We start from the raw sequence: 25,893 nt of genomic DNA, 5'->3' as shown, positions 1-25,893 counted from the left end.
GAGACGGTAGGGGCATGGTGGAGGGGCGCGCTCGCGGCGGTGAAGATGATATGGAGCCGGCCGACATCGACGTCGAGACGGTCGCGTTCGACGGGGTGCGCACTCGGGTCACGCGGGTGCAGACCGCGTCGTCGGCGGATGTGGGGCGGGCCTTCGTGCTGATCGCGGGCATCGGGGTGGCCGCGACCTACTTCGACCTGCTCGCCCCGACGCTCGCGCAGAACGCGCGGGTCTACGCTCTCGACCTTCCGGGCTTCGCCGGTCAGCGTGCGCCGCGCGACGAGCCGTCGGTGGCGTTCTTCGCCGACCAGGTGGAAGCGGTGCTCGATCGGTTCGAGCTCGATGATCCCGTATTGCTCGGGCACTCCTTCGGCACGCAGATCGTCACGGAGGTGCTCACGCGGCGCCCCGGCATCCGTCAGGCCGTCCTCATCGGTCCGGTCGTGAACGACCGCGAGCGCTCGGTGGTGCTGCAGGCGATCCGGTTCGGGCAGTCATCGCTGTTCGAGCCGTTCCGCCTCGTGATGCTGGCGGTCAGCGCCTACCTGCTCTGCGGCTTCGCCTACTTCATGCGGGTGCTGCCTCACATGATGCGGTATCCGCTGCGCGAGCGCCTGGCGGACGTCTCTGCGCAGGTGCTGCTGATCCGCGGCGCGCGCGACTTCTCGTCGCCGCGGTACTTCCACTCGGAGCTCCTGGCCGTCGCGCGCGACGCGTGGCGGTGGGAGATCCATGGCGCCGCGCACTCGGTCATCAACGGCAACGCGATCGGCGTAGCCAAGCTCATGGACGCCTTCGTCGCGGGCGACCTGCCGCGCCGCGGTCAGATGTCGCAGGAGGAGGCGCGCGTGCCCCGGCCTGCGTACGGCGGGATCGCCCTCATGTGGCGCGCGGCGCGCTACCGCGTGCAGGAGTGGTTCAGCGCGCGGGAGGGCGACGAGGTCGGCGTCGAGCATGCGAAGGAGTCGCACGCCGCCGTCATGTGGCGCGCGTTCACCGGCGGACGCAGCTGAGCCGGCGGGCTCGCGACGTCACTTCCTCGTCGTCACTCCCACACCGCGGTGTCGGGGTCGATGCCGTGCGCGCGGGCGCTCTCGTCGATGCTGCGGCGCAGCCACGAGGTGAGGCCGGGTCGGAGACGATCGTAGTGCGCGGTGAACGCGGCGTCCGCTTCGTACATCCGGCCGAGACAGACCTGCATCGACCGGCTCACCGGGAAGTACTCGCTGATCGCGGCACGATGGCGATCGACGAGCGCCTCGGCCTCCGGCGCGCCGGGCTCGATGCCCGCGTCGGCGGCCGCGGCGAGGTCGGCCTCGAGCGCGGTCATCGTCGCGGTGATCTCCCGCCACTGGTCGGGGGTGCGGGTGGCGGCGCGTTCGGCGTACTGCTGCCACTGCGGGGAGTCGCCGTAGCGGCGCCGGGCGAAGGTGGGCCAGTCGGGGTTCCAGTCGGGGCCGAAGATCGACAGCTGCTCCTCGGCGGTGAGCAGCACGCCGCGCTCGTGCGCCTCGATCATGCGGTCGAGACCGGCGCGGAGGCCCTCGAGCCGGGCGAGCGATCGCGACACCTCGTCGCGTTGCTCCCGGAGAGCCGCGGGGGTGTCGCGACCCGGCTCGTCGAGGATGGTGCGGGTCTGGTCGAGCCCCAGCCCGACCTCGCGGTACACGACGATGCGCTGCAGGCGAGCGATGTCGGCGGCCGTGTACAGCCGGTACCCGGCGTCGGTGCGCAGCGACGGCGAGGCGAGGCCGATCTCGTCCCAGTGGTGCAGGGTGCGCACCGTGACCCCGAGATCGGATGCCGCGCGCCCGACCGTCACCCCGTCCGTGCTGATGTCGCTCATGGGTGCTCCTGCGAGGGTGTGATGCCGATGGCGGCGAGGGAGCGTGCTGCGGCGCTGTCGGGCTCGTAGGGCTTCGCCGCCGTGACGACGATACGCGCGTTCTCCGGGGTGAGGATCTCGACCTCGCGACTGTTCCACGGGGTGTCGCGGGGCTCGCCGACCGCCCCCGGGTCCAGCGCGCGGCAGGCCTCGACGATGCCGTCGAGCTCGGCGAGGACGCAGGCGTAGCTGTAGGTCAGTGCGGGCGGTTCGGACGTCGGCGCCGAGGCCGGGTCGGCGGCGACGAGCAGGACATCCTGGAACGCCCAGCGGCGCAGGTGGATGAGCGTGCCGGGGATCGAGAAGAGCTCGAAGAACCCGAGGCCCGCGGTCCAGAACCGCGACGAGGTCGTCAGATCGTGCGTGGGGATCGTGACGAACGCCGGCATCCCGTAGATGCCGCGATAGGGCTCGGGCGCGACGGCATCCGGTCCGGGCGGGGGAACGGGGCTGATCTCGAAAGCGTCGTAATAGGGGGTCTCGGGGTCGGTCATGCGACCACTCTCGGCCCTCACGTCGCGTGAGGGTCAAGCGGGGGTGCCCCGGTCAGCGGTAGACGCCGCGCGGGAGCAGCATGGCCGCAGCGATGGCGAGCACGACCATCGCGACGCCGCCGACGATGACGCCGAGCATCGGGTTGAGGGTGAGGAGTCCCACCAGGAATCCGAGGGCGATGCCGACGAGAGCGCCGGTGGCGGTGTGGGCGAGTGCTTCGACGTCCATGCTCTCGACGCTACGGATCTCAGCGCCGGGGCGCGTCCCCCATACGGGTGATTTCGACTCGTCCTGCGGGACCATGCTCCCGGCTGTCGCGCAGTACCTGGGCACCGAGCAGACCGGGCAGGCCGCGGCCGCCCTGCGTCGTGAACGTGAGGATCGCGCAGGCCACGAGGAAGACGAAGGCGAGGAAGCCCCAGGGGCCGGGGAGCTGATCCAGCAGCGCGTAGCCGCCGATGCCGCCGAGGAACCGCGTGAGCCGGGTCGCCACGGCGGGGGCCGGGCCACCGGCGTAGCGGAGGCGCACGGTCAGGTCGCCGATCGTCCGGCCCGACACCAGGACGCATCCGCCGACGACCGCGAGCGCGGCGATCGAGCCGGCCTGACCCGCGAGGTCGGTCTCGACGGCGACGTCGCGGTTGCCCGTGAAGACGAGGGCCGCCTGGATGCCGACGCTCACGAAGATGCCGACGAGCGAATAGGCGAGCAGGTCGCACACCATCGCGAGGATGCGGCGGCCGCGCGTCACCGGTCGCGGTGCGTCCGGCTCCTCGGAGACCGGGCGGCGCGGCACGAGGAGCGCGAGGATCGAGCCGATGACCGCTCCGACGGTGTTGGTGAGCAGGTCGTCGACGTCGAAGACGCGGTAGGCGCACGGGTAGACGCCCCAGACTCCGGTCAGCTGTGTGAACTCGACGATGAGCGAGATGCCGAGGCCGGCCGCGAACGCGACGAGGATGCCGCGGCGGGCGAGAACCCGTACGAAGAAGCCGAGCGGGAGGAAGAGCAGGACGTTGAGGGCGAGCTGCAGGAAGGCCGAGTCGGAGAGGAAGGCCCGCGGGCTGCCTCCGGCGCGCTGCGCAGCGCCGCGGATGTCGTCGACGAGCTCGAAGAGGTTCAGGTTGGATCCGGCGCACCGCATGCTCGACGGGTCGGGGAGCGGCAGCAGCGTGTAGGTCCAGATCGCGAAGAAGTAGACGAGGGCCGCGCCCGACAGCACGAGCTGGCCCGCGGTGAGATGCCCCGCGCGCCGGTACTGGACCGCGACGAAGGGCACGAACAGCACGAGGCCGACGAGCGCGCCGATGCCGATCGCGACGGCGCCGAGGAAGACGTTGTCACCCATTCCGACAACTTTTCCAGACCAGGCGGGTTCTTCTGGACACTGTGAGTGTTACCGGTAACATGACGACCGCCGGTCCCGAAGGCGGAGCCGGCTGATTCCGAGAGGCGGAGGAGTCCGATGGAACACGAAGCGGTGGCGCGGGTTCGGGCCGAGGTGGCGTCGTTGCACGCGGAGCTGGTGCGTTACGGGCTGGTCGTGTGGACCGGTGGCAACGTGTCGGGGCGGGTTCCGGGGGCTGATCTGTTCGTGATCAAGCCGTCGGGGGTGTCGTATGACGAGTTGGCTCCGGAGAACATGATCGTGTGCGATCTGGACGGCAATGTGGTGCCGGGGACGCCGGGCAGTGACCGGTCGCCGTCCAGTGATACGGCGGCGCATGCGTATGTGTATCGGAACATGCCCGAGGTGGGTGGTGTGGTGCACACGCATTCGACGTATGCGGTGGCGTGGGCGGCGCGGGGTGAGGAGGTCCCGTGTGTGATCACGGCGATGGCTGATGAGTTCGGGGGGCCGATCCCGGTGGGTCCGTTCGCGATCATCGGTGATGACTCGATCGGCCGGGGGATCGTGGACACGCTTCGGGGGCATCGTTCCCGGGCGGTGTTGATGCAGAACCATGGGCCGTTCACGATCGGGTCGAGTGCGAAGGATGCGGTCAAGGCTGCGGTGATGGTGGAGGACGTGGCTCGCACGGTCCACATCGCCCGGCAGGCGGGGGAGTTGCTCCCGATTCCGCGGGACGCGATCGATGCGCTGTACGACCGGTATCAGAACGTTTACGGACAGACCACCGACGACCGCCGGTAGCCCCGCACCGGTCAGTCGGACTCGGTCGGCGCCTCGTCGGCGATACCGGCGAGGCGCTCGCGGGTCTCGCGTTCGGCGATGATGCCGATGAAGTCCGTGACGCGGGCGTCGGCGTGGCTCTCGACCGAGGCCGCCGCCTCGCGGTGGATGAGCTCGTCGTCGACGTCCGGCATCCGCTTCTTGACCCGGTCGGCGACCTCCTCCGTCACCTCGTGGGCGTCGAACTCTTTCGCAGGCTTGTCCATGGCGACATCATCCGACGTCGGAGCTGCCGGCGAAACCCGTCGACGCGACGCCCCGCGCGTGCGATCATGTGCGGGATTAGGCTGGATCAACGTGAGCGATCAGACGAGTTCCGAATGGCCCTGGTCGGAGGGCGGCATCAACTTCCACACCCGCAAGTGGGTGCGGCCGGAAGACCTGAACGCCAACGGCACGCTCTTCGGCGGCAGTCTGCTTCGCTGGATCGATGAGGAAGCCGCGATCTACGCGATCATCCAGCTCGGCAACTACCGCGTGGTGACCAAGCTCATCTCGGAGATCAACTTCGAGTCGTCGGCGCTGCAGGGCGACCTCATCGAGATGGGGCTGACGGCGACGCACTTCGGTCGCACCTCGCTGACGATGCGGGCCGTCGTGCGCAACATGATCACGCGCAAGCGCATCCTCTCGATCGAGCGTCTCGTGTTCGTGAGCGTCGACGAGGACGGGCAGCCGATCCCGCACGGCTACTCCGCCATCACGTACGACCGGGATCGGATGCCGCGCGAGCACCCCAAGACCGACTCGGTGCGCCTGCCCTGATCACCGGGACGCGGCCCTCGCGCGACGTCGCCACACGAGCAGCGCCAGGCCGAGGGCTGCGACGAGAGCCGCCAGTCCGGCGACCCCGCCGATCGTCCCTGCGTCGGCGCCGGTAGCGGCCAGAGCATCGCTCGACCCGGCATCCGGCCCCGACCCGCCGCCGGAACCGGGCATGCCCGGCCCGCTGTCGCCCGGTGCGCCCGGCCCGCTGTCGCCCGGTGCGCCCGGCCCGCTGTCACCCGGTGCGCCCGGCTCGCCGTCACCCGGTGTGCCCGGCTCGCCGTCACCCGGCGCCGCGACGACCGTGACCTCCACCGTGTCGGTCACCCCGTTCACGGTCACCGAGATCGAGGCATCGCCGGCCGACACGGCGGTCAGCTCACCGGAGGAGGGGTTCAGGCGCAGCGGGCCCGAGGCGGCTGCTTCGGTCTGCGCGCGCTCGGCGCGCCCCGATCGCGCCTCGGCGTCCGCCCGTGCATCCGACCCGACGACGTCGAGCCCGGCGCCGGCCCAGTCCGCGCTCACCGGCCAGGCGACGGGAACCGTGCGCCCGCCGTCCTGTGTCAGCGTCGCCGACACGGGCACCGTCTCGCCGACCTCGAGCACCGTCGGTGCCGCGAGATCGAGCGATTGCACGCGCGGCTTCGTCTCGGCCTGCATCCATCGGATGCGGTCCTCCACCACGGCGGGCCCCGTGCCCACGACACCGGCGCCGGGGTTCACGCCGAGCATGGTCCAGCCGGTGAAGCCGCCGGCATCCGGGGTTCCCGAGGGCCCCTTGCCCGAGTTGCCGTTCAGCACCCGCGAGACGCCGTCGTAGCTCGTCGCGTCGAAGACGCCGACGTGGCCGTTCACCATGGCGACCGACTTGCCGGTGTCGGCGCGGAAGGCCGCGAGCGTCGACACGAACTGCGCCGCCTCGTAGCGGTCGGAGAGCTGGCTCGCCTTCGACGGCAGCGGGTCGTCGGCCGGGTGGTGCGAGAAGACGAGCACGCCCGTCACCGACGAGTCCTCCGCCGCGGCGGCCAACTCGGAGTCCAGGAACTCCAGCTGCTCCATGCCCGACGCCCGGAACGAGCCGGCCGACGAGTTCAGGGTGATCATGCGCGTCGAGCCGAGGTCGACGGATCGGAACGCCGCGCCGAACGCCGAGGTGAAGTTCGAGATCGCGCCGCCCATGATCTCGTGGTTGCCGGGCACGTAGATGTAGGGCACACGGTCGCCGACCTCCTCGTCGAGGATGCGGGCAGCGAGCTCGAAGTCGGCGACGGATGCCTCGTCGACGAAGTCTCCGTTGATGACGAGGTAGTCGGGCTCGGCCGCGACGATCTCGCGCAGTGTCTCGCGTGCGGCGACGACGACCTCGGAATCGGGGTTGCGGGCGACGAACTGCGCGTCGCTCATGACCGCGATCCGCTGGGAGCGGCCGTCGACGCTGCCGTCGGTGACGATCACCGGGTCGAACACCTTCGGGGCCACCGGCTGGTCGACGTCGGGTGCGACGATCGACTCGAGGCCGGAGATGGCGATGTCGCCGTGGTAGGTGGCCGACGACCGGGTCTCCATAATGCGCACACGCTGGAATGTCAGCGGATACGCCGTGCCCGCCGGCACGGTGAAGCGTGCCTGGCGCCAGCCGGTCCAGTCGATCATGGGGCCGTCGAGGTTGATCGTCGTGTCGGTGCCGGTTCGCATCTGCAGGCGGGGCCAGGCGCCCGAGCCGTCGCCGTCGATCCACAGCGTGATCGCTTGCGGCTGGCCCTCGAGCACGCGGCCCGACGCGGCATCGACCTGCTCCGGAGCGATCGCGTAGTAGCCGCGCGTGCTGGTGGTGGTGGTGAAGTCGTAGGTCATGCGCAGCGCGGCTCGACCGTCGGGGCCGGTGGTCGGGGTGAGCTCACCGGTCGCACGCGCGACTCCGGCGGTCCACGACGCCGCGTCGGTGAAATCGGCCACCGAGATGGTGCGGTAGCCGATGGTCACCGCGACGTCGACGCTGCGTCCACCGGCGGTGAAGGTCACCGTCGCCGAGCCGCTGTCGGTGGTCGGGGTGATGAGGAACGCGTCCAGGCCGTTCCGCTCGACGGTCACGTCGGCCCCGTGCTCGACGCTGACGTCGGCGGTCTCGAGCGGCGCGGTGAAGCCGTCGGCGTCCAGACCCGTGAGGCGGACGGTCGCGGTCTGGCCGGGCTCGGGCAGGGCGACGACCGTCGACGACGGGCGCACCCGCTCGAGGTCGCCGAGCACCCGCACCTCGGTGGTCGCGGTCTTGCCCTCGGCCTCGAACGAGACGGTGGCGGTGCCCGGGGTCACGCCCGCGACGAGCGCCGTCGCGTCACCCGACGCAGACACCGTGACAGCGGCATCCGTCGCGGAGAAATCGCCGATGACGTCGACCCCCGTGAGGTTGGCGTCGAGGCCGGTGCCGGCCAGCGTGCGGTGGAGCCCGGGGAAGACGGCGTCGGAGCCGGCCGCGTCGAGGGCCGGTGCGACCTTCACGTCGTCGACGACGCCGGCCGGGGCCGACGAGAAGAAGGCGAGGCTGTTGGCGACGACGCGCTCGCCCCCGTCGGAGGGGCGGTTGTGGATGGACGCCTCGGCGTCACCGGGTTCGCGCACGGCGAGCATCGTCGAGCCGCCGCCGTCGAGGTTGACGGCGTTGTAGACGTCGAGGTCGAGCATGAGGTCGCCGAGCTCTCGGATGGTCATGCCGCGGCTGTCGCCGGCGCGTCCGTCGATGGTGACGACGGTGACCTCCGTGCCGTCGCGGTTGACGCCGATGGCGGTGCGGGCCGCCTCGACCTGGTCTTCGTCGGTCTGCACGCCGTCGACGATCATGCGCTGCGACCCGCTGACGGCGAGGTCGACGTCGGCGGACGCCTCGACCGTGACCTCGACCGTGTCGCCGACCTCGAAGGCGGCCAGCGTGGTGGCGCCGCCGTCACGGCCGATGAGCACGCCGGAGCCGTCGGCGATGGCCGTCGTGCCCGTGACGGATGCCGCGTCGGTGGTGACCTCGGTCACGACGCCGTCCTGCACCGTGACGCGGGCGATCGAGCCGGCGATCTCGGCGGGTCCGCCGAGCGGGCGGCTCAACGGGTGGGAGCCCCACGCGGGGGTGTACCACCCGATGCCGTCGACGCCGATGTCGGGGCTGTTGACGCCGGCCAGTCGGTGCACGGTGCCGTCGACGGCGACCGTGGCGTCCGAGGTCAGGGCCTGCACGGCGGCGAGTCCGTCGGAGATCGTGAACGCCTGGCGCATGCCGGGGGCCGCGGTACGCAGACCTTCGGTCGGTGACACGTTCGTGCCGACCGGTGCGGTCGAGTAGTTCATGTCGAAGTAGTCGCCGTTGATCGCCGCGACCGCACCGGTGCCGGCGATCTGGTCGCTGAGCATGGCACCACCCGACACCGTGCCGGCGTCGAGCACGTCGAGCGACAGGGTCGGTGTCGTGAGGTCGGCGCGCATCACGTGGCCGGTCACCCAGCCGGCGGGTTGCAGCCGGCGGAAGTCGGTGAGCTCCAGTCCGGGCGCGAGCGTCTGAGCGTCGGCGCTGAGCATCGACGAGTTCCCGCCGCCGAGGTCGAGTCCGCCCGTGTCGGGCGCGGCGACGGCGGATGCCGGGCTCAGGGCGCCGATGCTCGCAGCGGTCGCGGTGACGACGGCGAGCAGTGCGACTGCGCCGCGGCGCGTTCTCGGGGCCGGGCGGGAGAGACGTGAGGTGAGGGCGGGCACGCGGAGCACCCTACGGACGGGGGCGTCCGAGAGGATGATGGTCCGGTGGCGGGGGGATGACCCTCAGGTGAACCGTCGGTGCCGCGCCCGGTGACGATGCGCGCGGCCTGAGGACCTCAGTGCCTCAAGGTGACACCTGACCTGAGATGCGCTGGTGCGTCGCGTGGACGAAGGCCGCGTATCCCCCGGGAGTCCGGCCCTCGAACCGGCCCGAGGTCGTGACCTCGTTGACGTCGGTGGCCACGACCCGCGCACCGGCGGCGCGCGCGGCTCGGACCGTCTCGACATCCTCGTGCTCGTCGAGATCGGGGAATCCGCCCGCTGCGCGGTAGGCGGCGGCGCTCATCCCCAGGTTCGCGCCGTGCACGTTGCCGGCGGGTCGTCCCCGGGGGTGCGTGGCGAGCCAGTGCGCGGTGTGGGCCGACGTGAGGTCGGCGAAATCGGGGCGCACGGTTCCGAGGACGACCTCGGCGCCGGCGGCGCGGAGATCGAGCTGGTGGCTCAGCCAGGCGAGCGGCACGGTGGAATCACCGTCGGTCGTCGCGATCCAGGTGTCTTCGGGCGCGGGGTCGCCGAGCTCGGCGAGAGCCGCCTCGACCCCTCTCCGGCGTGCGGTGCCGACGCGGCGCGCGTCGATGCGGCGGATGCCGACGGGCCACGACCTCGCGATCTGCTCCGAGGCGTCGGTGCAGGCGTCAAGGACGACGACGGGTGCGACCCGGATGCCGGGATGGGTTCGACGCGCGTGAGCGACCGCGGCGGTCAGCGCAGCGAGGCAGGCATCGAGCAGCGCCGCTTCGTCGTGCACGGGGACGACGACGGCCACGGCGATCGGGCTCACGGAATGAGGCCCGTCTCGACCGCGACCGATCGTGCATGCGTTCGTCCGAACACCTCGAGGATGAAGTCCTCCTCCTCGTGCCGGGCCAGCCGGGTCAGGGCGTGCTCGGCATCGAGAGCCGCGTGGACCTCATCTCCCGAGAGCGGGTACTCCGCCACGGGGTGACGCCAATGGCAGGCGATGAGGTGGCCGTCGGGCGCGAGAGATGCGGCGATCCGCGTGATCGCCCGGGCCAGGTCAGCGGGGTCCCAGTAGTAGCCCACCTCGGACGCGACGATGAGGTCGAACTCGCCGGCGGGCCACTCGGCGGGCAGCTCGGCGCGAGCGAGATGAACCCCCGCGCGCTCGCCGAGGCGACGTCTGGCGACGGCGAGCGGAGCGTCGGCGATGTCGAGGGCGAGCACGGCCTCGCAGCGGTCGGCGAGGAGCGCGGTGAGCGCACCCGTCGAGCAGCCGAGCTCGAGGGCGGACCGGTAGCGTGCGCGGGGCATGGTCGCCATCGTGATCGTGCGCTTGCGCTGTTCGTACCACCGCGAGTCGAACCCCCAGGGGTCGTCACCGTTTCGGCGGTAGAAGGCGTCGAAGAAGTCGCGGGGGAGGCTGCCGGTGCGGCGCGGGGGACGCGCGAAGACCTCGAACCCGCGCTCGAAGTGCTGCTGCATTCCCCCGTGGAGCATCTCCTCGTCCCCCGCGGCCGCCGAGAGCGGCTCGACCTGTGTGCGGTGGAGGCGCATGGCGGCCCGCTTGCGCTCGAGCGCATCCCCGTCGAGGTCGACGAGGTCGACGTCGTCCCAGGGCGCGTCGTCGGGGGAACCCCAGTGCCAGAGCCAGATCGGGTAGGCCCGCCACGGGACGTCGCGGTCAGCGCATACCGCCGCGGCGACCTCGCCGACGACGCGGTGATCGCGATGGCCGTCACCTGTCCATGTCGAGACCACGAGCGTGCGTTCGGGGACCGGTTCGTCGCCGAGCGCGTCTGCGATCGCGCCGGCGATCTCGTCGCGGTGGTCGTCGGTCCGGCCGTCGGGGAGACCGAGGAAACGCCGTCGGATGGCGGGTGAGAGGTGCTCGAGTGCGCGCTCGGCCTCGTCTCGACGGAGCGTGGCCAGCTCGTCGGGCGTGTGCGTCGGTGAATCGGGATGCGATCCTTCACCGTCGGTCGCGATGATGACGGAGACCGTTGCTCCGCGCCGGGCGGTGCGCGTCATCAGGCCGGCGGCGCCGAGAGTCTCGTCGTCGGGATGGGCGGCGACGACGAGGAGGTGGTCGAAATCCTCGGGCAGCACCGGCAGCGACCGTTCGGCGAAGGCCGCGGCCCACGTCGCTTCGGGGGTGCCGGGATCGCGGTGGCTGAAGCTCACCATTGGCCGCGCCCTTCGCTCACGCTGCCGCCGAGGCGAGCGAGATCGCGTTCGCCGTGGTGCTGACGGATGTAGATCTGCAGATCGGCGACCCGGCGGGCATGGCTCTCGTCGGCCACGAGGGGCAAGGGGCCGAGCGCTCGCGCAGACTCCGTCAGCGCCGTCTCGACGGCATCCGACACGATCGCCCGGACCCGGCCGGCGATCATTGCCGGGTCCGGGTCGGCGTCGATGATCGTGGCCGCGGCTTTCAGCGCCAGTCGTGCGTTCCACAGTGCGGTGTCGACGCGGGCGAGGTGGACCCGTGACAGCTGGTCGGCGCCGGGACGTCGAGTCGCCTCGAGCAGCGCGTCTCGAAGGGGGAGGGCTCCGCCCCACCAGCAGGCGGCGACGCCGATCCCGCCGTGTGCGAAGCCCGGACGACGCAGATACCAGCCGGCTTCTCCGATGGGCACCGCGGGCGCGTCGGCGAAGTCGACCGGCGCACTCACCACCTGCGGGAGCCCGCGGGCGTGCCAGGGGCCGGTGTGCGGGACGACCTCGGGTGGTCGCAGCGCCACGGCGAACAGCCGGCGGTCGTCGCCCACCCAGGCGGTGACGAGTGCATGGGTGAGCTGACCCGCGAGCGAGCACCACGGCTTCGTTCCCGACAGCCGCCACCCGTCGGCGGCGCGGTGGGCATCGAGTCGCATGCCCGGTGCTTCGGCGGCGAACACACCCCAGGTCGAGTTCGCGCTCGCTCCGATGGACTCGAGGGCGACGTCGACGTTCACGTCGAGACGATGCGCCTGGTCGAGGATGTCGAGCGCGTCGAGGTGGGGTTCGAGGATGCGGGCAGCGGCGACGTCGACGCTCGCCACCGATGCCAGCAGTGACCAGTCGTCGACCACCGGGCGCTCGGCGGGCCGTGCGGCGCCGACCGCGACCGCCCAGTCGAGGGTGGCGGCGACATCCGTGCCGAAGCCGTCTATGATCTCAGCGGCGTCGAGTGCGCGGGTGATGCCGTGGTTCAGAGGCCGCTCCGCCAGGAGGGGACTGGTTCTCGGGTCGCGGTGTGCGGGCATCGCTTCATCATCGCCTGCGGGACGAGCGTGCAGGTTGCAGATGCTCGATCCGGCGCGGTGGTGTATGTCGGCGGTGGGTGGGTCAGGGGCGGCCCATGCCGCGGTAGTCCCAGCCGGCCGCGCGCCAGGCGTCGGCGTCGAGGCAGTTGCGGCCGTCGACGATGAGCCGGCCGGCGGTGAGCGTCGCGGCGTGCGCGGGGTCGAGCTCGCGGCGGTACTCGTCCCACTCGGTGACGACGATGACGGCGTCGGCGGCGCGGAGGGCCTCGTCGCGGTCCTCGACGTAGTTCAGCTGAGGGTGGATGCGGCGGGCGTTCTCGATCGCCTCGGGGTCGGTCACGGTGACCCAGGCACCGAGACCGTGCAGGCGTACGGCGACGTCGAGTGCGGGGGAATCGCGGGTGTCGTCGCTGTGCGGCTTGAACGCGGCGCCGAGCACCGTGATGTTCTTCTTGAACACCGATCCGCCGAAGGCGCTGACGACGAGGTCGACGGCGCGGTCGCGGCGGCGCATGTTGATGGCGTCGACCTCGCGCAGGAACGCGACCGACTCGCCGCGGCCGAGCTCCTCGGCGCGAGCCGAGAACGCGCGGATGTCCTTCGGCAGGCAGCCGCCGCCGAAGCCGATGCCGGCCCCGAGGAAGCGGCGGCCGATGCGGGCGTCGTGGCCGATCGCGTCGGCCAGGGTCGTGACGTCGGCGCCGGTGACCTCGGCGATCTCGGCCATCGCGTTGATGAAGCTGATCTTGGTCGCGAGGAATGCGTTCGCGGCGACCTTGACGAGCTCGGCGGTGGCGAGGTCGGTGATGATGAACGGCGTGTTCTTGGCGACCGAGGGGTGGTAGACCTCCCGCAGGATGTCGGCGGCGCGCTCGCCTTCCGGCCCGGCGGGGACGCCCGCGACGAGGCGGTCGGGGTCGACGGTGTCTTGCACCGCCCAGCCCTCGCGCAGGAACTCGGGGTTCCAGACGAGCGTGGCGCCGGTGGGGGTCACGCGCTCGGCGAGCGTGGCCGCGGTGCCGACGGGGACCGTCGACTTGCCCGCGACGATGTCGCCCTCGGCCAGGTGCGGGATGAGCGCGTCGACGGCGGCGTTGACGTAGGTCAGGTCGGCGGCGTAGCCGTCCTTCTGCTGCGGGGTGCCGACGCCGATGAAGTGGACGGTGGCGCCCGCGGCATCCGCCATGTCGGTCGAGAAGCGGAGTCGGCCCGACGCGAGACCCTCGCTCAGGATCTCCTGCAGACCGGGCTCGAAGAAGGGGGCTTCGCCGTTCGAGAGCGAGGCGATCTTGCGCTCGTCGACGTCGATTCCGACGACCTCGTGCCCGATGGATGCCATGGCGGCCGCGTGGACCGCCCCGAGGTAACCGCAACCGATGACCGACAGACGCATCATGCTCTCTCTCCGCGGCCCCGACGGCACCGACACTCTTTCATACCAACTTCCCGTGACGCGGGTGTAAACGACCCACCCGCGTCACGGGAACGATCAGCCTGCCGGAAGCGGGCCGTACAGCGCCGGCGTCGTCCGTGCGCCGGTCGCCTGCTCGAACGAGAACGCCAGGCCCAGCAGGGTGCCCTCGGCGAAATCGCGTCCCAGGAACTCGAGGTTCACGCCGGCGCCGGGGATCTGCTCGGTCGCGCTCGCCTGGCCCATCGGCACCGTCACGGCCGGAAGGCCCGTGTTCGGGCTCAACCGCATGTTGCTGCCGACCGTGCCGTAGGGGGTGCCGCTGGGATAGATGATCGCGTCGATGTCATTCGCGTCGAGGAACTCCGTGACGATCTGCTTTCCGCGGGCGAGTTGCAGCGTGTGCGATCCCGCCGGTCCCGCCCAGTCCTCGTACTGCTGCGGGGTGACGGTCGAGCGCGGCCCGTACGTCGATGGGCCGCGGTTCGGCGCGATGTTCGGCGACTGCGCGATGGCCGCGAGGCTCCGGGCGCCGACCGCCGGGTTCAGGTAGTCGTCGATGTAGGCCTGCAGGTCGTACCCGAACTCGACGGCGCTGCCGCTTCCCTCGCTCAGGATGCCGCTGAATCCCTCGGGCGCCGCGAGCTCGACGACCTCCGCGCCCTGCGCTTCGAGCGTCTCACGCGCAGCGCTGAACAGGCGCTGCGTCGTGGCGTTGCTGCCGACCATGTTCTGCGAGGTCGGCAGACCCGTGATCACGGCGATGCGCGCGCCGCGGAGGGCGTCGGCGTCGAGTGAAGCGGTGTAGCTGGCGGGGACGAGCCCCTCCTGGCGAGCTGTCACCGGATCCGCCGAATCGGCGCCCACGACGGCGTCGAGAGCGACCGCCGCGTCGGTGACCGAGCGCGCCATCGGGCCGCCGGTGTCCTGCGAGAGCGCGAGCGGCACGATGCCGTCGCGGCTCGCGAGTCCGACCGTCGGACGCACGCCCACGAGCTGGTTGTAGGTCGACGGGATGCGGATCGAGCCGCCCGTGTCGGTGCCGAAACCGATCGCGGCGAGGTTGCTCGCAATGGCGGCGCCCGTCCCTCCTGACGATCCGCCGGAGCTGCGGTTCGTCGCGTACGGGCTCGAGACGGTGAGGGCGGTGCCCGCCGGCTGGTAAGCCGACCACTGCGACGACAGGTTGATGGCGAACTCGTCCATGCTCGCCTTGGCGAGGATGACCGCGCCGTCGGCGCGCAGGCCCTCGACCATGTGCGCGTCCGAGGCGGTGCGGTTGTCGTTCCAGCATCCGCAGCCGGCCGTGGTGGGCATGTCGACGGTGTTGTAGTTGTCCTTCACCGCGATCGGCACACCGAGCAGCATGCTCGTCATGCCCTGCTCGGCGCGAACGGTGTCGGCCGATGCCGCGGCGGCGAGGGCGGCGGCGTCGCCGGTCGTGATGATCGAGTTGAGCGGCCGTCCGCCGGGCTCGATCACCGCGCGATCGTAGGCGGCGATGCGGTCGAGATACTGCTGGGTGAGCTCGACCGAAGTGACGACCCCGGCGTTCATCGCCGCCTGCATCGACACGACGTCGGCCTCGACGATCTCGAAGGGACCGTCGTCGTAGATGGCCCGCTCGGAGACGAGGGCGATGTCGGATGCCGTGATCGCCCCGTCCCCGTCGAGGTCGTACGCGCCTGCTTCCGCCCAATCGGCGTCGGTGTCGGTGCTCCCGATGAACGCCGCGACGACGGCGAGGTCATCCGTGGTGACCCTGTCATCGCCGGTGAGGTCGAGCTCGGTGTAGTAGGGCGCGAGGAACGCGGCCCCGACGGTGGGCGCGGCCGCTGCGGCCACGGCGGGCACCGCAGCGGCGGGGGCGGCGACACCGCAGGTCAGCAGCGCGCCGACGGCGGCGGCGGGGACGATCAGCCGGCGGTTCATGCGTTCACCGCCCGACGGCGCAGGACGATCACGGTGCCCGCGGCGAGGAGGGCGGCACCGAGCGCCGCGCTCAGCACGATGGGCGTCGCGTCGCCGCCGGTGGCCGAGAGCGATCCGCTCGCGGCTCCGCCGCCGGAGGCGGAACTTCCGGATCCGGCAGCCGGGGTGCCCACGACGGGCGCGCTCGCCGACGGTTCGGGTTCGGGTTCGGGTTCGGGTTCGGGCTCGGCGACGGGAAGGGCGGCGATCGTGATGTCGGTGGTCGCGGCATCCGTCGCCGTCGCCGTCTCGCCGGTGCCGCCGACGAGGCGGACGCTCGGGAGCGCGATCTCGGCGGCCCCGGCGCCCTCGGCGGTGAACGAGAGCGTTGCGAGCGTGAGGGGAGCGCCAGGGTCGGACGCGAGGCCGGGCGAGGTGCCGAGGCGGGAGTGGGTGACGGTGATCGTGCCGCTCGCGGTCTCGCGTGCAGCGGTGAAGCCGCCGTCGGGACCGGTGGCCGAGTCGTCGACGTAATCGAGCAGAGCGCCCGGCACGGAGACGTCGAGGTCGTAGGCGTAGAGGTCGACGACGTCGGTCGCCGTGAGGACGACGTCGATGCGGTCGCCTTCCGTGGCGGTGGCGGTGGCGGCGACGCCGATCGCGAAGGTCGCGGTGGGTGGTGCGGCCACCGCGGCCGGCGCCGCGGCGAGTGCCGCGGTCAGCGCGACGACGCCGGCGAGGGCGGGCGCGAGGGTGATCGATGGGCGAGCAGGCATGCGGAAGCAGCCCCTTTCCTGGGTCGGGTGCACTCAGGACGACAGGCTCTCGTGGGGCTCCGAGCCCACGGTCCTCGGGGGATGTGCCGAGCTTGGCAGGACAGCGTTTCCTGCCGGTGTCGGTGCGTTACGCGCCGGTTTCGCCAGCCTCGCCGCGGAGGCCGGCCGCGAGCCGGCCGTCGAACTCGCGTCGGCCCGCCTTCGTCAGCGAGGCGGAGGGTGCGGCATCCGCATGCGTGATGCTGACGAGCCCCTCGCGTTCCAGCGCGCTCAGGTGCCCCTGCACGCTCGGCTGCTCGCCGTTCCCGTGCCCGAGGCTCTCTGCCAGGACGTCGACGCGCGCCGACGTGACCGGGCGGAGGGCGGCGCTCAGCCGGAAGCGCTGGGCGTCGGCGAATGGGGCCGCAGAGCGCGGAGCGCGGGCGAACGGGCGGACGACGTCGGCGGCGAAGGTGCGGTCGTAGGCGGTCACACCCAGGAACGAGACGACGAGACCGGCACCGGCCGTCAGCGCGATCCAGCCGCCCTGCCCGATCACCGCGAGGGCCATCGAGGTGACGGCGAGCCCGAGGACGACGACCGCGAGAGCGAAGCCCACGGCCCAGCTGCGCCATCCCGCCGGCAGGTCGATCGCCATGCCGAGGCGGCGGCGGAAGAACATCTCGACACCGACGAGCGCGCCGACGACCACGACGAAGGCGACGATCGTCGGGATGCCGACGCCGAGGGCGGGTACGGCGATGATCAGGGCGAAGCAGACCGATTGCGCGAGCGAGGCGGCCGGCGAAGCTCTGCGGAAACGTTGGGCCAGGCGGCGGCGGTCTTCGGCCACCGTGCGGAACAGGTCGTGGATCGGGGCGGAGTGGTCGGTCGTTTCGATCGCCATCACTCCACTCTGTCAAACCTGCGGCCCCGGTGCGGCGCACCGCGCGTAGCCTCGATTCATGACTCCCGTCACGCTCTCGCTGTCGCACGACTTCGCTGACGCGCTGCCCGCGCTCGCGCGGCCGTGGTCGGCGGATCCGGCGCCCGCGCCGCGGCTGCTCGTGCTCAACGAGGCGCTCGCCGACGAGCTGGGGCTGGATGCCGGGTTCCTGCGCAGCCCCGAGGGGGTCGACCTTCTCGTGGGTGCCGCGCTGCCGGAGGGCGCGCAGCCGGTCGCCCAGGGTTACGCCGGTCACCAGTTCGGCGGTTTCTCGCCGCGGCTCGGCGATGGGCGGGCGCTGCTGCTGGGCGAGCTGACCGCGCCGGACGGATCGCTCCGCGACATCCATCTGAAAGGCTCCGGACCGACGCCCTTCGCGCGGGCCGGCGACGGGCTCGCGGCCGTCGGGCCGATGCTGCGCGAGTACGTGATGAGCGAGGCGATGCATGCGCTCGGCATCCCGACGACCCGGTCGCTCGCCGTCGTCGCGACGGGGCGCGAGGTGCTGCGTGAGGCGGCACTGCCGGGAGCGCTGCTCGTGCGGACGGCGTCGAGCCATCTGCGGGTGGGCAGCGTCGAGTTCGCGCGGGGGACGGGCGACATCGCCGTGCTGCGCGCGGTCGTCGACTACGCCATCGCGCGGCACCACCCCGAGGCGGCGGACGAGGATGTGCCCGCGCTCGGACTGTTCCGCGCGGTCGTGGCGGCGCAGGCCGACCTCGTCGCCCGCTGGATGCTGGTCGGCTTCATCCACGGCGTGATGAACACCGACAACATGACGGTGTCGGGCGAGACGATCGACTACGGTCCGTGCGCCTTCCTGGACGCGTACGACCCGGCGACCGTGTACAGCTCGATCGACACCGGCGGGCGTTACGCCTACGGCAATCAGCCGTACATCGCCGAGTGGAACCTCGCGCGGCTCGCCGAGGCGATGCTGCCGCTGTTCGACGACGACCTCGAACGCGCGGTCGAGCTGGCGCAGGGCGTCCTGGCGGAGTTCCGGCCCCGGTTCGCCGAGGCCCGGGCGGCGGGCATGCGGCGCAAGCTCGGGCTCGCCGATGCGCGAGTCTCCGATGAGCAGGTCGAGGCGCTCGCCGGTGACTTCCACGAGATGCTCGAGCGCAAGCGCGCGGACTACACCTCGACGTTCCGGTCGCTGTCTGCTGCCGGGCGGGGCGACGCGGCCGGTCTCGAGGCGTCGCTCGGCGCGGATCCGGCGCTGGCCGGCTGGCTCGATCGGTGGCGCGTACATGCGCCCGACGCCGAGGTGATGGATGCCGCGAACCCGATCTACGTGCCGCGCAACCATCTCGTCGAGGAAGCGCTCGCCGCGGCGACCGCCGGGAACCTCGAGCCGCTCGGCTGGCTGACGACCGTCCTGTCGACCCCGTTCACCGAGCGCGCGGGCGCGGAGCGGTACGCCCAGCCGGCGGGTCCGGACTTCGCGGCCGGCTACCAGACGTTCTGCGGCACCTGACCGGATCGGAACGCGCGCGGGCGGTCCGTATTGCGACGCTCGTACCGCGCGTGCGTGGCGCGGCGATGCGCGTCCCGCGATGATGACGGCGGGGCCGCGCGGGGGCGCGGCGATGGGGGAGAAGAGAACATGGCCGGATCGAGCCTGCGCGCCGATGGCAAGCCGTCGTTCCTGGCGCGTCCGATGTCGCGCAAGGCGGCGCTGATCACGTCCGGGTCGGCGCTCGTGGCCGGGTTGCTGCTCGGCGGTGGCGCCGGAGGCGCGGGTGCGCAGTCCGAGGTGACGTCGCTGAAGGACCAGGTGGCCTCGCTCGAGACGGATGTCGCCGACGCCGAGACGGTGGCTGTCGAGAACGACACGGCGCTGACCGACGCCCGCGCGGATCTGGATGAGGCGCTCGACGACCTCGCAACGGCGACCGCGGCGCTCGAGACCGCCACCGCTCAGGTGACCGAGATGCAGACCGCGGCGACGGCGTCGCAGACCGAGCTCGATGCTCGCGCGGCCCGGATCTCGGACCTCGAGGGCCAGCTGTCCGCCCGGACGGTGCAAGCCCCCGCTGCTCAGGCACCGGCTGCGCAGGCACCCGCGGCACCGGCATCCACGTACTACGACAACTGCACGGCGGCCCGGAACGCCGGCGCCGCCCCCGTCCGGACGGGGGATCCCGGTTACGGGCGTCACCTCGACCGGGACGGCGACGGCATCGGCTGCGAGTAGGTCTCCCGGGCTCAGGGCACCTTGTGCCCGGCGGCCTGGATCAGCCCGTACCACTCGCCTCGCGTCAGGGGGATGTCGCTGCCTTCGGCGGCATCCGCGACGCGCTGGGGGTTCGTGGTGCCGAGCACGACCTGCATTCCGGCGGGGTGGCGGGTGATCCACGCCGTCGCGATGGCGGTCGGGGTGACGCCGTACTTCGCGGCCAGCTCGTCGAGCTTGGCGTTGAGCTCCGGGTACTCCTCGGCACCGAAGATGACGCCGTCGAAGAAGCCCTTCTGGAACGGAGACCAGGCCTGGAGCGTGATGCCGTTGATGCGCGAGTAGTCGACGAGTCCGCCGCCGTCACGGGTGATCGAGTCGTCTTCGCCGGCCATGTTCGACGCGAGCCCCTGGGCGATGATCGTCGAGTGCGTGATCGACAGCTGCACCTGGTTGGCCACGAGCGGCTGAGTCACCGCCGTCTTCAGCAGGTCGATCTGGCGGGGCGTGTGGTTCGAGACGCCGAAGGCGCGGACCTTGCCCGATGACTCGAGGTGGTCGAACGCGCGGGCGACCTCGTCGGGCTCGACGAGAGCATCGGGGCGGTGGAGCAGCAGCACGTCGATGCGGTCGGTCCCGAGCGCTTCGAGCGACTCCTCGGCGGAGGCCACGATGTGCTCGTACGAGTGGTCGAAGTGCCAGTCGTCGGCGACGATGCCGGTCTTGGTCTGCAGCGTGATCTCGTCGCGCTCGGATGCCGTGAGCTTGAGCGCTTCGGTGAAGCGTCGCTCGCACGCGTGGCGCGACGAGCCGTAGAGGTCGGCGTGGTCGAAGAAGTCGACGCCGACCTCGCGGCAGCGGTCGTAGAGGGCGCGGATGTCGTCGTCGGAGAGCTCCTCGATCCGCATCATGCCCGCGACGACGTTGGGGACCTGGATGTTGCTCTGACCGAGGGGGACGCTGCGCATGATTCTTAGTATGCGCCGCGGGAGCAGGACGCGCGGCGGGGGCATGCCACGATGGGCGGATGCCGGTCGTCGAGTCGCGTTGCGTCGTTCCCGTGCCCGTCGACGTCGCGTTCGCGGTGTCGCAGACGCAGGGCGAGGTACGGAAGCGGTGGGATCCCTTCATCCGGCGACAGCACCTGATCGGCGCGGATCGGCCCGCGAAGGGCGTCCGCACGTACACGGTGCAGCGATTCGGGCTGGCGATGGAGAGCGAGTACGTCTCATACAAGCCGCCGTCGAACGTCGGGATGAAGATGACGAAAGGCTCGTGGTTCTTCGCTCGGATGGGCGGCGGATGGCGGTTCAGTCCGGTCGAGGGTGACCCCTCGCGCTCGCTCGCGGTGTGGCGCTACAACTTCGCCTGCCGTCCGGCGTGGCTCGCGCCGCTGGCGGAGCGCATCGGCGCGATCATCCTGCAGCGCGACATCGACCGGCGGATCGCGGGGTTCGCACGTGGATGCGAGGATCCGGTCGTGCTCGCCGAAGCGGAGCGCATCCGGGGCGTGTGACGGCGCCGGGCAGCGTCGGCCAGCGCCGGCCAGCTCAGAAGGGCGGTGGCTCGTCGTTGCCCACCACGGGTGGTGGCGCCCCGCCGGCGTCGGGAACGAAACACACCGACGGGATCGGAACGTCTTCGCGGTACACCCGGCCCAGCGGTGAGGTCCACTCCAAAACCCCGCCGCCGACCTGCCTGACCTCCCATTTCGTGAATTGCTTCATCGAATGGTGTCGTTGGCACAGGTGGGCGAGGTTGAAGATGTGGGTGTGCCCGCCGAGGGCGTAATCGATGGTGTGGTCGAGTTCGCATCGGATCGCGGCTCTGCGGCATCCGGGGAATCGGCAGTGCTGATCGCGCGCTTTGAGTAGGCGGCTCATCGCCGCGGTGGGCCGGTAGGTGTCGACTTCGACCGGGGTGCGGGTGATCGGGTCGATGAAGAGCCGGTTCCAGATTTTGGCGCGGCCGGCGAGCTTGCGGGCGGTGTCGGCGTCGATGAGCGCGGCGCCCACGAGCTCGGCGGGGGCGTCGTCGACGCCGGTCACCGTCTCGGATGTCAGCGTCACCTGGACCTGCGCCCGGATCGCACCCAGCGGCCCGGCGGCGTCGCTGCCGTACGTCGGGTCGACGACGGGGGCGCCGCCCAGCAGCAGGTCGCCGAGGATGTCGGCGCGCAGCTGATCCATCGTGCGGACATCAGGCGCGCCACCATCGGCCGGCGCCGCAGCATCCGCCGCCGCAGAACCCTCACCCGCCGCGGAGCCCTCACCCGCGGCAGCATCCCCAGCCGGACCATCCGCAGGCGCCTCCCCGGCGGCGGCACGAGCGTCTTTGACGGACTGCGCCATGGCGGTGAGGCGGTCGTGGATGCCCGCGGCGATCACGGTCGGCAGGGTGGCGCCGAGTTCGGACATGCCGTCGGTGCCGTGCGTCACCCAAACGCCTCGCTTTGCCGCGGCGGTGCGGTGTCGCTCGGCGAAGGACTCGGACCCCATGCGGGCGGCGAGGTTGCGGAGCGGCTCTCGCACGCGCGAGGCGATATCGCGCTCGCAGATCGAGATCGCCTCGCGCGCATAGTCGTCGCGGATGTCGTCGGCGAGGCCGCATCCCATCCGGACGACGACGTCGACGTGGTCGCGCGTGATGCGCTGCTGCTCCCACGCCTCGAACACAGCGGGGTAGTCGTCGACGATGGTCAGCGCGTGGTCGATCTCGCTCTGCGCGCGGCGGTCGTGCGACCGACGCACCCCGGCGATCTCGGCGGCGATCGAGCGCATCTCCATGTCGGAGCCCATGCCGCGCGGCCGCTCGCCCGAGCGCGCAGCGACGCGCAGAGCGCTGCGCCCCGCCTCGGCGAGCGCACGGGTCATCGCGATGTTCGCCGCGTGGAGCAGATCGTCTGCGTGAGAGACCCGATCGACGATGCCGGCGTACGGCGAGCTCGACGAGCCGGCATCCGGTTCGTGTGCGCTGTCGCCGTTCGTTGACATGTTCCCATTATTGCCAGGGGGTCAGACATTCGCCTCGAATATCCGTACATCTGGGGAGAACAATTTTGCGGCTCGGTTGGGGAGGAATGGGCGGCCCCGGCGCAGCCCGTTTCTCTACAGCGAGCTCCTGGATTTGTCGTCTCTCCATGACGAATCGAGGGATAGATCGAGAGACGGGCTGGTTGGCAGTGCCGACTCACGTGGTGGTTGCGGTGGAAATCGCGAGTGCCACGGCGGGGACGATCAGCACGAGGCTTGCAACGGCCCACGAGATCACCTCCGCGGCTCGCGCCCACCCTTCGCCGCGCTCTTCCGGCGGTGAGACCGTGGCGATCTGTTCGCGCGCTGCGGCGGCGAGTATCAGCCCGAGGGGGAACATGACGCTGACGAACGGACTGATGACAGCGAGCCGGTTCAACGGCAGCGTCGCAGGGCGCCTGCTCTCGTCCCGCAGGACACCGTCGTCGAGCCGGTTCGCCTTGCTTTCTGCGAGCTTGATTGCGATCGCTCGGAGAAGCCGGCTCTCGGCGGGACCATCGTCGGAGCGCGGCCGCCGTCGCCGGCCGGTGAGATAGAACGCCATGCCGGCGTTGCTGCAGGTGACGACGGCGAATCGAAGAAGAGCGTCGGCCGCAGCGCGGACCGGGTTCGTCCCGTCGGCCGATTCGATACTCGCGATGACGATCGTCCCCGAGACGCCGACCACGGCGAGGATGAACGGCAAGAACGCGGGTGTGAGCGGTGACCACCGGCGGCGAGCGGCCGCGACGAACGTGTCGTACACGGCAGCCGTGACGAAGACGGCGAAAGCCGTCAATGCGGCGGCGCGCGCCACGACCACCTCAATGTCGGCAGGTGTGACCGCGTTGAGCACGAGGAGCTGAGCAACCACAAGACCGACGATGCGCGCAATGTCGCCGATCACCCCACGCACGGATGACGGCCCCGCGCGGAGCTTGAGCGCGGAAAGGGCTGCGCGCTGTTCTTCCGCGGCAATCTTCCCGCGCGTGCGACGCACAGCTGGGTCGGTCGGTGGGAGGGGGACTGCCGCAGCGGCGTCTGCCGCGAATAGCGCTAGGAGGATTCCGATAGCTATCGGGCCGAAGCCGCGCACCAGGTCGATGCCGGTCGGCGCGGATTCGATCATGTAGGGGATGGCGATGTAGATGCCCAAGCCGAGCGAGGTGGGCACGAGCAGCGCGGCGATCAGTGTGAGTAGTTGCTGCCGTCCTGCCGATGCTGTGGGCTGTTGAAGCGCCCCGGGGTCTCGTACGGCGAGTTGCAGAGTGGTGACGAACAGGCCGACGACACCGAACGCGGCGAGTGCGTCGCCGCCGTCGAACCGTGGCAGGACGAGCCGGGGCGCGTCTGGGTTGAGCTGGGTGAGGGCGAAGAGTGAGACGAGCGCGAGGGCGGCGACTCCGCGACCCAGCGTTGCGCCCAGAGTCCGTGCGTACTGCGAGAAGTCCTCGTCATGGGCTCGCAGCAAGTCGGCGAGATCGTCCGCGACCGATTCCTCTTCGGCAACCGGATCGGTGTCGGCGGGTGCGCTCAGCGAGGCATTACGAGGCGGCCGTCGGCTACGCAAGAGCATTGTCGCGAGGACTCTCATAAGGCGATTCTGCCGGTGGGCGCCTCGCCGTCGTGACGGCGCCGGGCATGTGACTTCGCCCGTCAGGTTGCGCCGATGTCACTCGCGTGGACGCGCGAAAGGCACGCAGGTGACCGTGATCGCTAGAGTGGCGCCGCGGGGACATCCGGTCGCTTCGGCAGACGCGGCAGCGGCCGCTCGAGCCGGGCGGTGACCGATTGGACGTGATGCGACGGAGTGCGGCGCGAAGGCCGCGCCGCCTGTTCGTCGCGACCGTCGGGTGCGTCGCCCTCGTGCTCGCGATGGCCGCGTGTTCGCAGGGGCGCGTCGACCCGCAGGAGTACGACCCGTACACGGTGGCGCAGCGTGCGGATGCGGCGGCGGCGGCCGAAGCAGCGCTTTCGCGCGCGGCGGGCGGGGTCGTGCTGACCACGGAGACCACGGATGTCTGCTCGCCGGGGCAGAGGAACTGGTGGGTCCACGATCTCAGCGCGTGGACCTGCTCGCGTTCCTCTCGGTGGCTCATTGCGCCTGCGAGCGGCGACCCGGGGGAGGTGATCGCCGGATACCGGGCTCATCTGACCGCCGCCGGATGCACGGTCGATGAATCGTCATACGGGATGGTCGAACGCTACGGGGCTGACTGGGGAGTCGCGGGGATGTATGAGAACGGTGAGCCCTACACCGTCGACGACCTTCCCTCGGCGTCTGCGATGTGCGACAACCAGTCGGTGGGCGTCGCTTTTCGGACGCTCGCTGCGGTGCGGGCCCCTGCCCCCGCGCTGTCATCCTCACTAGTGATCGAATACGACGCGCTCGACCTCGAAGCGGTGACCGGCGCGGGAATACCTTTCGGCGTTGTGCTCCGCACGAGCCGGGGCTACCACTCTGTCGACTGGACAGGCGAGATCAGCGGGAAGAAAGAGGATGACGCGCAGTCGGACTTCCCGCCCGGCTGGTGCGCCTGCCATAGCGGCGGCGACTGCGACTCCCGGGCGGATGGGGGCGTCACGGGTGAGAGCCACGTGTGCGTTCGGTCAGCGACTGCGGCGTCGGCCGTAGGCGGCGGCCGTCGCGATCATAGCGACGGAGAGCAATGCGGAGATGAAGAAGACGGTGGTGTCCACGGTGGCTCCTCACGGTCGTCGGGTGCACGCCACGCTACGCGGAAGACGGATGCCGCGGGCGGCCCGTTTGTGGCGGAACCTCAGCGCCGGCGCAACCCGACCGGTAGTCGATACGGGTGGTAGCCCTGGGTTTGCTCAGGCCTCCTGTGCCCGCGGCGTAAGCGGCGTATCGTCGCGTCGTGTCGGGAGCGGGGTGCCGACGTGCATCGATCAGGGGCGGTCCGCGGAAGGGGAGTAACCATGCGCAAGTATCGAGTGACTCACATCTACGACGCAGCCGATGGCTGGCGCCAGGTGCAGCCCTTCGTCCTGACCGCTGACATCCGCGATGAGCTCGTGCGGGGCGGATGCAGCATGGTTCGAGTCCGCTCAGGGCTCACGCATCGCAAGCTCTCGCTCCTCCGGGTGCGCGACCTGCACTGAGGCGGACACTTAGACATCAGTGGGCGCTAGGCTCGGGTCCCGTGAGCGGGACCGGGGATAGCGCCGAGCGATGCCTTCTCCTCATCTGAAAGGGAAGCTGCTCACGCCTGAAATCGACGCCGGCGAGGCGGAGGTAGTCGTGGCGGGGGAGAACCGCGCCCACAGGCGCGCCGGAAGCTCACGATGTCGCCGGTTGCGCCCGTCGCCCCGATTG

Annotated in this window: 23 protein-coding genes; 7 read left to right on the top strand and 16 right to left on the bottom strand. The window is 71.1% G+C overall.

What is annotated here, in order from left to right:
• Positions 1 to 50: 50 nt before the first annotated feature.
• On the top strand, positions 51 to 1,013 hold the full coding sequence (locus tag P6897_RS13975) for an alpha/beta fold hydrolase (RefSeq protein WP_282501536.1): 963 nt from the start codon (positions 51 to 53) through the stop codon (positions 1,011 to 1,013).
• Positions 1,014 to 1,045: 32 nt separating this feature from the next.
• Here the strand turns inward: P6897_RS13975 and P6897_RS13970 are convergent, their stop codons facing one another.
• Genes P6897_RS13970 through P6897_RS13955 form a run of 4 tightly spaced genes read right to left on the bottom strand, consistent with a single transcriptional unit; the run spans position 1,046 to position 3,728 of the window.
• Positions 1,046 to 1,846 (bottom strand): MerR family transcriptional regulator, encoded by an 801-nt coding sequence (locus tag P6897_RS13970; protein ID WP_282501535.1) that lies wholly within the window; start codon positions 1,844 to 1,846, stop codon positions 1,046 to 1,048.
• Positions 1,843 to 2,379 carry a VOC family protein gene (locus tag P6897_RS13965; protein WP_282501534.1) on the bottom strand — a complete coding sequence of 179 codons (537 nt, stop codon included), beginning with the start codon at positions 2,377 to 2,379 and terminating at the stop codon, positions 1,843 to 1,845. Before P6897_RS13965 ends, P6897_RS13970 begins: the two co-directional genes overlap by 4 nt.
• Before the next feature lie 52 nt (positions 2,380 to 2,431).
• Complete coding sequence (locus P6897_RS13960; protein WP_162815494.1) at positions 2,432 to 2,608, bottom strand: hypothetical protein; 177 nt, start codon at positions 2,606 to 2,608, stop codon at positions 2,432 to 2,434.
• A gap of 19 nt (positions 2,609 to 2,627) precedes the next feature.
• The gene (locus P6897_RS13955; RefSeq protein ID WP_282501533.1) at positions 2,628 to 3,728 is read right to left on the bottom strand and encodes a VanZ family protein; all 1,101 of its coding nucleotides are present in this window, start codon (positions 3,726 to 3,728) and stop codon (positions 2,628 to 2,630) included.
• A 117-nt stretch (positions 3,729 to 3,845) separates the two neighbouring features.
• Here P6897_RS13955 and P6897_RS13950 point away from each other — a divergent pair, with 117 nt between their 5' ends.
• Positions 3,846 to 4,535, top strand: a complete 690-nt coding sequence (locus P6897_RS13950; RefSeq protein WP_282501532.1) for an L-ribulose-5-phosphate 4-epimerase — start codon at positions 3,846 to 3,848, stop codon at positions 4,533 to 4,535.
• A gap of 11 nt (positions 4,536 to 4,546) precedes the next feature.
• Here the strand turns inward: P6897_RS13950 and P6897_RS13945 are convergent, their stop codons facing one another.
• Complete coding sequence (locus P6897_RS13945) at positions 4,547 to 4,780, bottom strand: hypothetical protein (RefSeq protein WP_282501531.1); 234 nt, start codon at positions 4,778 to 4,780, stop codon at positions 4,547 to 4,549.
• A 91-nt stretch (positions 4,781 to 4,871) separates the two neighbouring features.
• Here P6897_RS13945 and P6897_RS13940 point away from each other — a divergent pair, with 91 nt between their 5' ends.
• Entirely contained in the window at positions 4,872 to 5,339 is a 468-nt protein-coding gene (locus P6897_RS13940; RefSeq protein WP_240309703.1) for a hotdog domain-containing protein, read from the top strand.
• On the opposite strand, the gene P6897_RS13935 is transcribed toward P6897_RS13940, so the two are convergent.
• The 8 genes from P6897_RS13935 to P6897_RS13900 form a co-directional block, all read right to left on the bottom strand.
• The gene (locus tag P6897_RS13935; protein ID WP_282501530.1) at positions 5,340 to 9,077 is read right to left on the bottom strand and encodes a phosphodiester glycosidase family protein; all 3,738 of its coding nucleotides are present in this window, start codon (positions 9,075 to 9,077) and stop codon (positions 5,340 to 5,342) included.
• 124 nt (positions 9,078 to 9,201) lie between these two features.
• Entirely contained in the window at positions 9,202 to 9,918 is a 717-nt protein-coding gene (locus P6897_RS13930) for a glycosyltransferase (RefSeq protein ID WP_282501529.1), read from the bottom strand.
• The gene (locus P6897_RS13925) at positions 9,915 to 11,282 is read right to left on the bottom strand and encodes a bifunctional PIG-L family deacetylase/class I SAM-dependent methyltransferase (RefSeq protein WP_282501528.1); all 1,368 of its coding nucleotides are present in this window, start codon (positions 11,280 to 11,282) and stop codon (positions 9,915 to 9,917) included. The genes P6897_RS13930 and P6897_RS13925 overlap by 4 nt, the downstream gene beginning before the upstream one ends.
• Complete coding sequence (locus tag P6897_RS13920; protein WP_282501527.1) at positions 11,276 to 12,343, bottom strand: acyl-CoA dehydrogenase; 1,068 nt, start codon at positions 12,341 to 12,343, stop codon at positions 11,276 to 11,278. Before P6897_RS13920 ends, P6897_RS13925 begins: the two co-directional genes overlap by 7 nt.
• Positions 12,344 to 12,425: 82 nt before the next feature.
• The gene (locus tag P6897_RS13915; RefSeq protein WP_282502601.1) at positions 12,426 to 13,736 is read right to left on the bottom strand and encodes a UDP-glucose/GDP-mannose dehydrogenase family protein; all 1,311 of its coding nucleotides are present in this window, start codon (positions 13,734 to 13,736) and stop codon (positions 12,426 to 12,428) included.
• A gap of 96 nt (positions 13,737 to 13,832) precedes the next feature.
• Entirely contained in the window at positions 13,833 to 15,686 is a 1,854-nt protein-coding gene (locus P6897_RS13910; RefSeq protein WP_282501526.1) for an amidase family protein, read from the bottom strand.
• Positions 15,683 to 16,441 (bottom strand): hypothetical protein, encoded by a 759-nt coding sequence (locus P6897_RS13905; RefSeq protein WP_282501525.1) that lies wholly within the window; start codon positions 16,439 to 16,441, stop codon positions 15,683 to 15,685. Before P6897_RS13905 ends, P6897_RS13910 begins: the two co-directional genes overlap by 4 nt.
• 127 nt (positions 16,442 to 16,568) lie before the next feature.
• Positions 16,569 to 17,327 carry a hypothetical protein gene (locus P6897_RS13900; RefSeq protein ID WP_282501524.1) on the bottom strand — a complete coding sequence of 253 codons (759 nt, stop codon included), beginning with the start codon at positions 17,325 to 17,327 and terminating at the stop codon, positions 16,569 to 16,571.
• A gap of 58 nt (positions 17,328 to 17,385) precedes the next feature.
• On the opposite strand from P6897_RS13900, the gene P6897_RS13895 reads away from it, so the two are divergent.
• The gene (locus P6897_RS13895) at positions 17,386 to 18,846 is read left to right on the top strand and encodes a protein adenylyltransferase SelO (RefSeq protein WP_282501523.1); all 1,461 of its coding nucleotides are present in this window, start codon (positions 17,386 to 17,388) and stop codon (positions 18,844 to 18,846) included.
• A 129-nt stretch (positions 18,847 to 18,975) separates the two neighbouring features.
• Positions 18,976 to 19,566: an excalibur calcium-binding domain-containing protein gene (locus P6897_RS13890; RefSeq protein ID WP_205289239.1), complete on the top strand. Its 591-nt coding sequence runs from the start codon at positions 18,976 to 18,978 to the stop codon at positions 19,564 to 19,566.
• A gap of 11 nt (positions 19,567 to 19,577) precedes the next feature.
• On the opposite strand, the gene P6897_RS13885 is transcribed toward P6897_RS13890, so the two are convergent.
• Positions 19,578 to 20,513, bottom strand: coding sequence for an aldo/keto reductase (locus P6897_RS13885; protein ID WP_274179419.1), 936 nt, complete (start codon positions 20,511 to 20,513; stop codon positions 19,578 to 19,580).
• 59 nt (positions 20,514 to 20,572) lie between these two features.
• Between P6897_RS13885 and P6897_RS13880 the strand changes: the two genes are divergently transcribed.
• The gene (locus tag P6897_RS13880; protein ID WP_274179418.1) at positions 20,573 to 21,061 is read left to right on the top strand and encodes an SRPBCC family protein; all 489 of its coding nucleotides are present in this window, start codon (positions 20,573 to 20,575) and stop codon (positions 21,059 to 21,061) included.
• A gap of 34 nt (positions 21,062 to 21,095) precedes the next feature.
• Here the strand turns inward: P6897_RS13880 and P6897_RS13875 are convergent, their stop codons facing one another.
• Both P6897_RS13875 and P6897_RS13870 read right to left on the bottom strand, forming a co-directional pair.
• Positions 21,096 to 22,538, bottom strand: a complete 1,443-nt coding sequence (locus tag P6897_RS13875; RefSeq protein ID WP_282501522.1) for an HNH endonuclease signature motif containing protein — start codon at positions 22,536 to 22,538, stop codon at positions 21,096 to 21,098.
• A 196-nt stretch (positions 22,539 to 22,734) separates the two neighbouring features.
• A complete protein-coding gene (locus tag P6897_RS13870; protein WP_282501521.1) occupies positions 22,735 to 24,132 on the bottom strand; it encodes a hypothetical protein in 1,398 nt (465 codons plus the stop codon).
• Positions 24,133 to 25,496: 1,364 nt separating this feature from the next.
• On the opposite strand from P6897_RS13870, the gene P6897_RS13865 reads away from it, so the two are divergent.
• The gene (locus P6897_RS13865) at positions 25,497 to 25,679 is read left to right on the top strand and encodes a hypothetical protein (RefSeq protein WP_282501520.1); all 183 of its coding nucleotides are present in this window, start codon (positions 25,497 to 25,499) and stop codon (positions 25,677 to 25,679) included.
• The last annotated feature ends 214 nt before the right edge of the window (positions 25,680 to 25,893 follow it).

The sequence above is a fragment of the Microbacterium sp. BDGP8 genome, from assembly GCF_029991045.1.
Lineage (GTDB): Bacteria > Actinomycetota > Actinomycetes > Actinomycetales > Microbacteriaceae > Microbacterium > Microbacterium plantarum.
This window is presented reverse-complemented; position numbering and strand designations above follow the sequence as displayed.

Bases quoted from the DNA above. Each gene is read 5' to 3' on its own strand.
- P6897_RS13895 (WP_282501523.1), top strand. From the start codon at position 17,386: ATGACTCCCGTCACGCTCTCGCTGTCGCACGACTTCGCTGACGCGCTG.
- P6897_RS13925 (WP_282501528.1), bottom strand. From the start codon at position 11,282: ATGGTGAGCTTCAGCCACCGCGATCCCGGCACCCCCGAAGCGACGTGG.
- P6897_RS13945 (WP_282501531.1), bottom strand. From the start codon at position 4,780: ATGGACAAGCCTGCGAAAGAGTTCGACGCCCACGAGGTGACGGAGGAG.
- P6897_RS13950 (WP_282501532.1), top strand. From the start codon at position 3,846: ATGGAACACGAAGCGGTGGCGCGGGTTCGGGCCGAGGTGGCGTCGTTG.
- P6897_RS13965 (WP_282501534.1), bottom strand. From the start codon at position 2,379: ATGACCGACCCCGAGACCCCCTATTACGACGCTTTCGAGATCAGCCCC.
- P6897_RS13880 (WP_274179418.1), top strand. From the start codon at position 20,573: ATGCCGGTCGTCGAGTCGCGTTGCGTCGTTCCCGTGCCCGTCGACGTC.
- P6897_RS13910 (WP_282501526.1), bottom strand. From the start codon at position 15,686: ATGAACCGCCGGCTGATCGTCCCCGCCGCCGCCGTCGGCGCGCTGCTG.
- P6897_RS13920 (WP_282501527.1), bottom strand. From the start codon at position 12,343: ATGCCCGCACACCGCGACCCGAGAACCAGTCCCCTCCTGGCGGAGCGG.
- P6897_RS13875 (WP_282501522.1), bottom strand. From the start codon at position 22,538: ATGTCAACGAACGGCGACAGCGCACACGAACCGGATGCCGGCTCGTCG.
- P6897_RS13960 (WP_162815494.1), bottom strand. From the start codon at position 2,608: ATGGACGTCGAAGCACTCGCCCACACCGCCACCGGCGCTCTCGTCGGC.
- P6897_RS13865 (WP_282501520.1), top strand. From the start codon at position 25,497: ATGCGCAAGTATCGAGTGACTCACATCTACGACGCAGCCGATGGCTGG.
- P6897_RS13975 (WP_282501536.1), top strand. From the start codon at position 51: ATGGAGCCGGCCGACATCGACGTCGAGACGGTCGCGTTCGACGGGGTG.
- P6897_RS13970 (WP_282501535.1), bottom strand. From the start codon at position 1,846: ATGAGCGACATCAGCACGGACGGGGTGACGGTCGGGCGCGCGGCATCC.
- P6897_RS13900 (WP_282501524.1), bottom strand. From the start codon at position 17,327: ATGGCGATCGAAACGACCGACCACTCCGCCCCGATCCACGACCTGTTC.
- P6897_RS13915 (WP_282502601.1), bottom strand. From the start codon at position 13,736: ATGCGTCTGTCGGTCATCGGTTGCGGTTACCTCGGGGCGGTCCACGCG.
- P6897_RS13955 (WP_282501533.1), bottom strand. From the start codon at position 3,728: ATGGGTGACAACGTCTTCCTCGGCGCCGTCGCGATCGGCATCGGCGCG.
- P6897_RS13905 (WP_282501525.1), bottom strand. From the start codon at position 16,441: ATGCCTGCTCGCCCATCGATCACCCTCGCGCCCGCCCTCGCCGGCGTC.
- P6897_RS13885 (WP_274179419.1), bottom strand. From the start codon at position 20,513: ATGCGCAGCGTCCCCCTCGGTCAGAGCAACATCCAGGTCCCCAACGTC.
- P6897_RS13870 (WP_282501521.1), bottom strand. From the start codon at position 24,132: ATGCTCTTGCGTAGCCGACGGCCGCCTCGTAATGCCTCGCTGAGCGCA.
- P6897_RS13890 (WP_205289239.1), top strand. From the start codon at position 18,976: ATGGCCGGATCGAGCCTGCGCGCCGATGGCAAGCCGTCGTTCCTGGCG.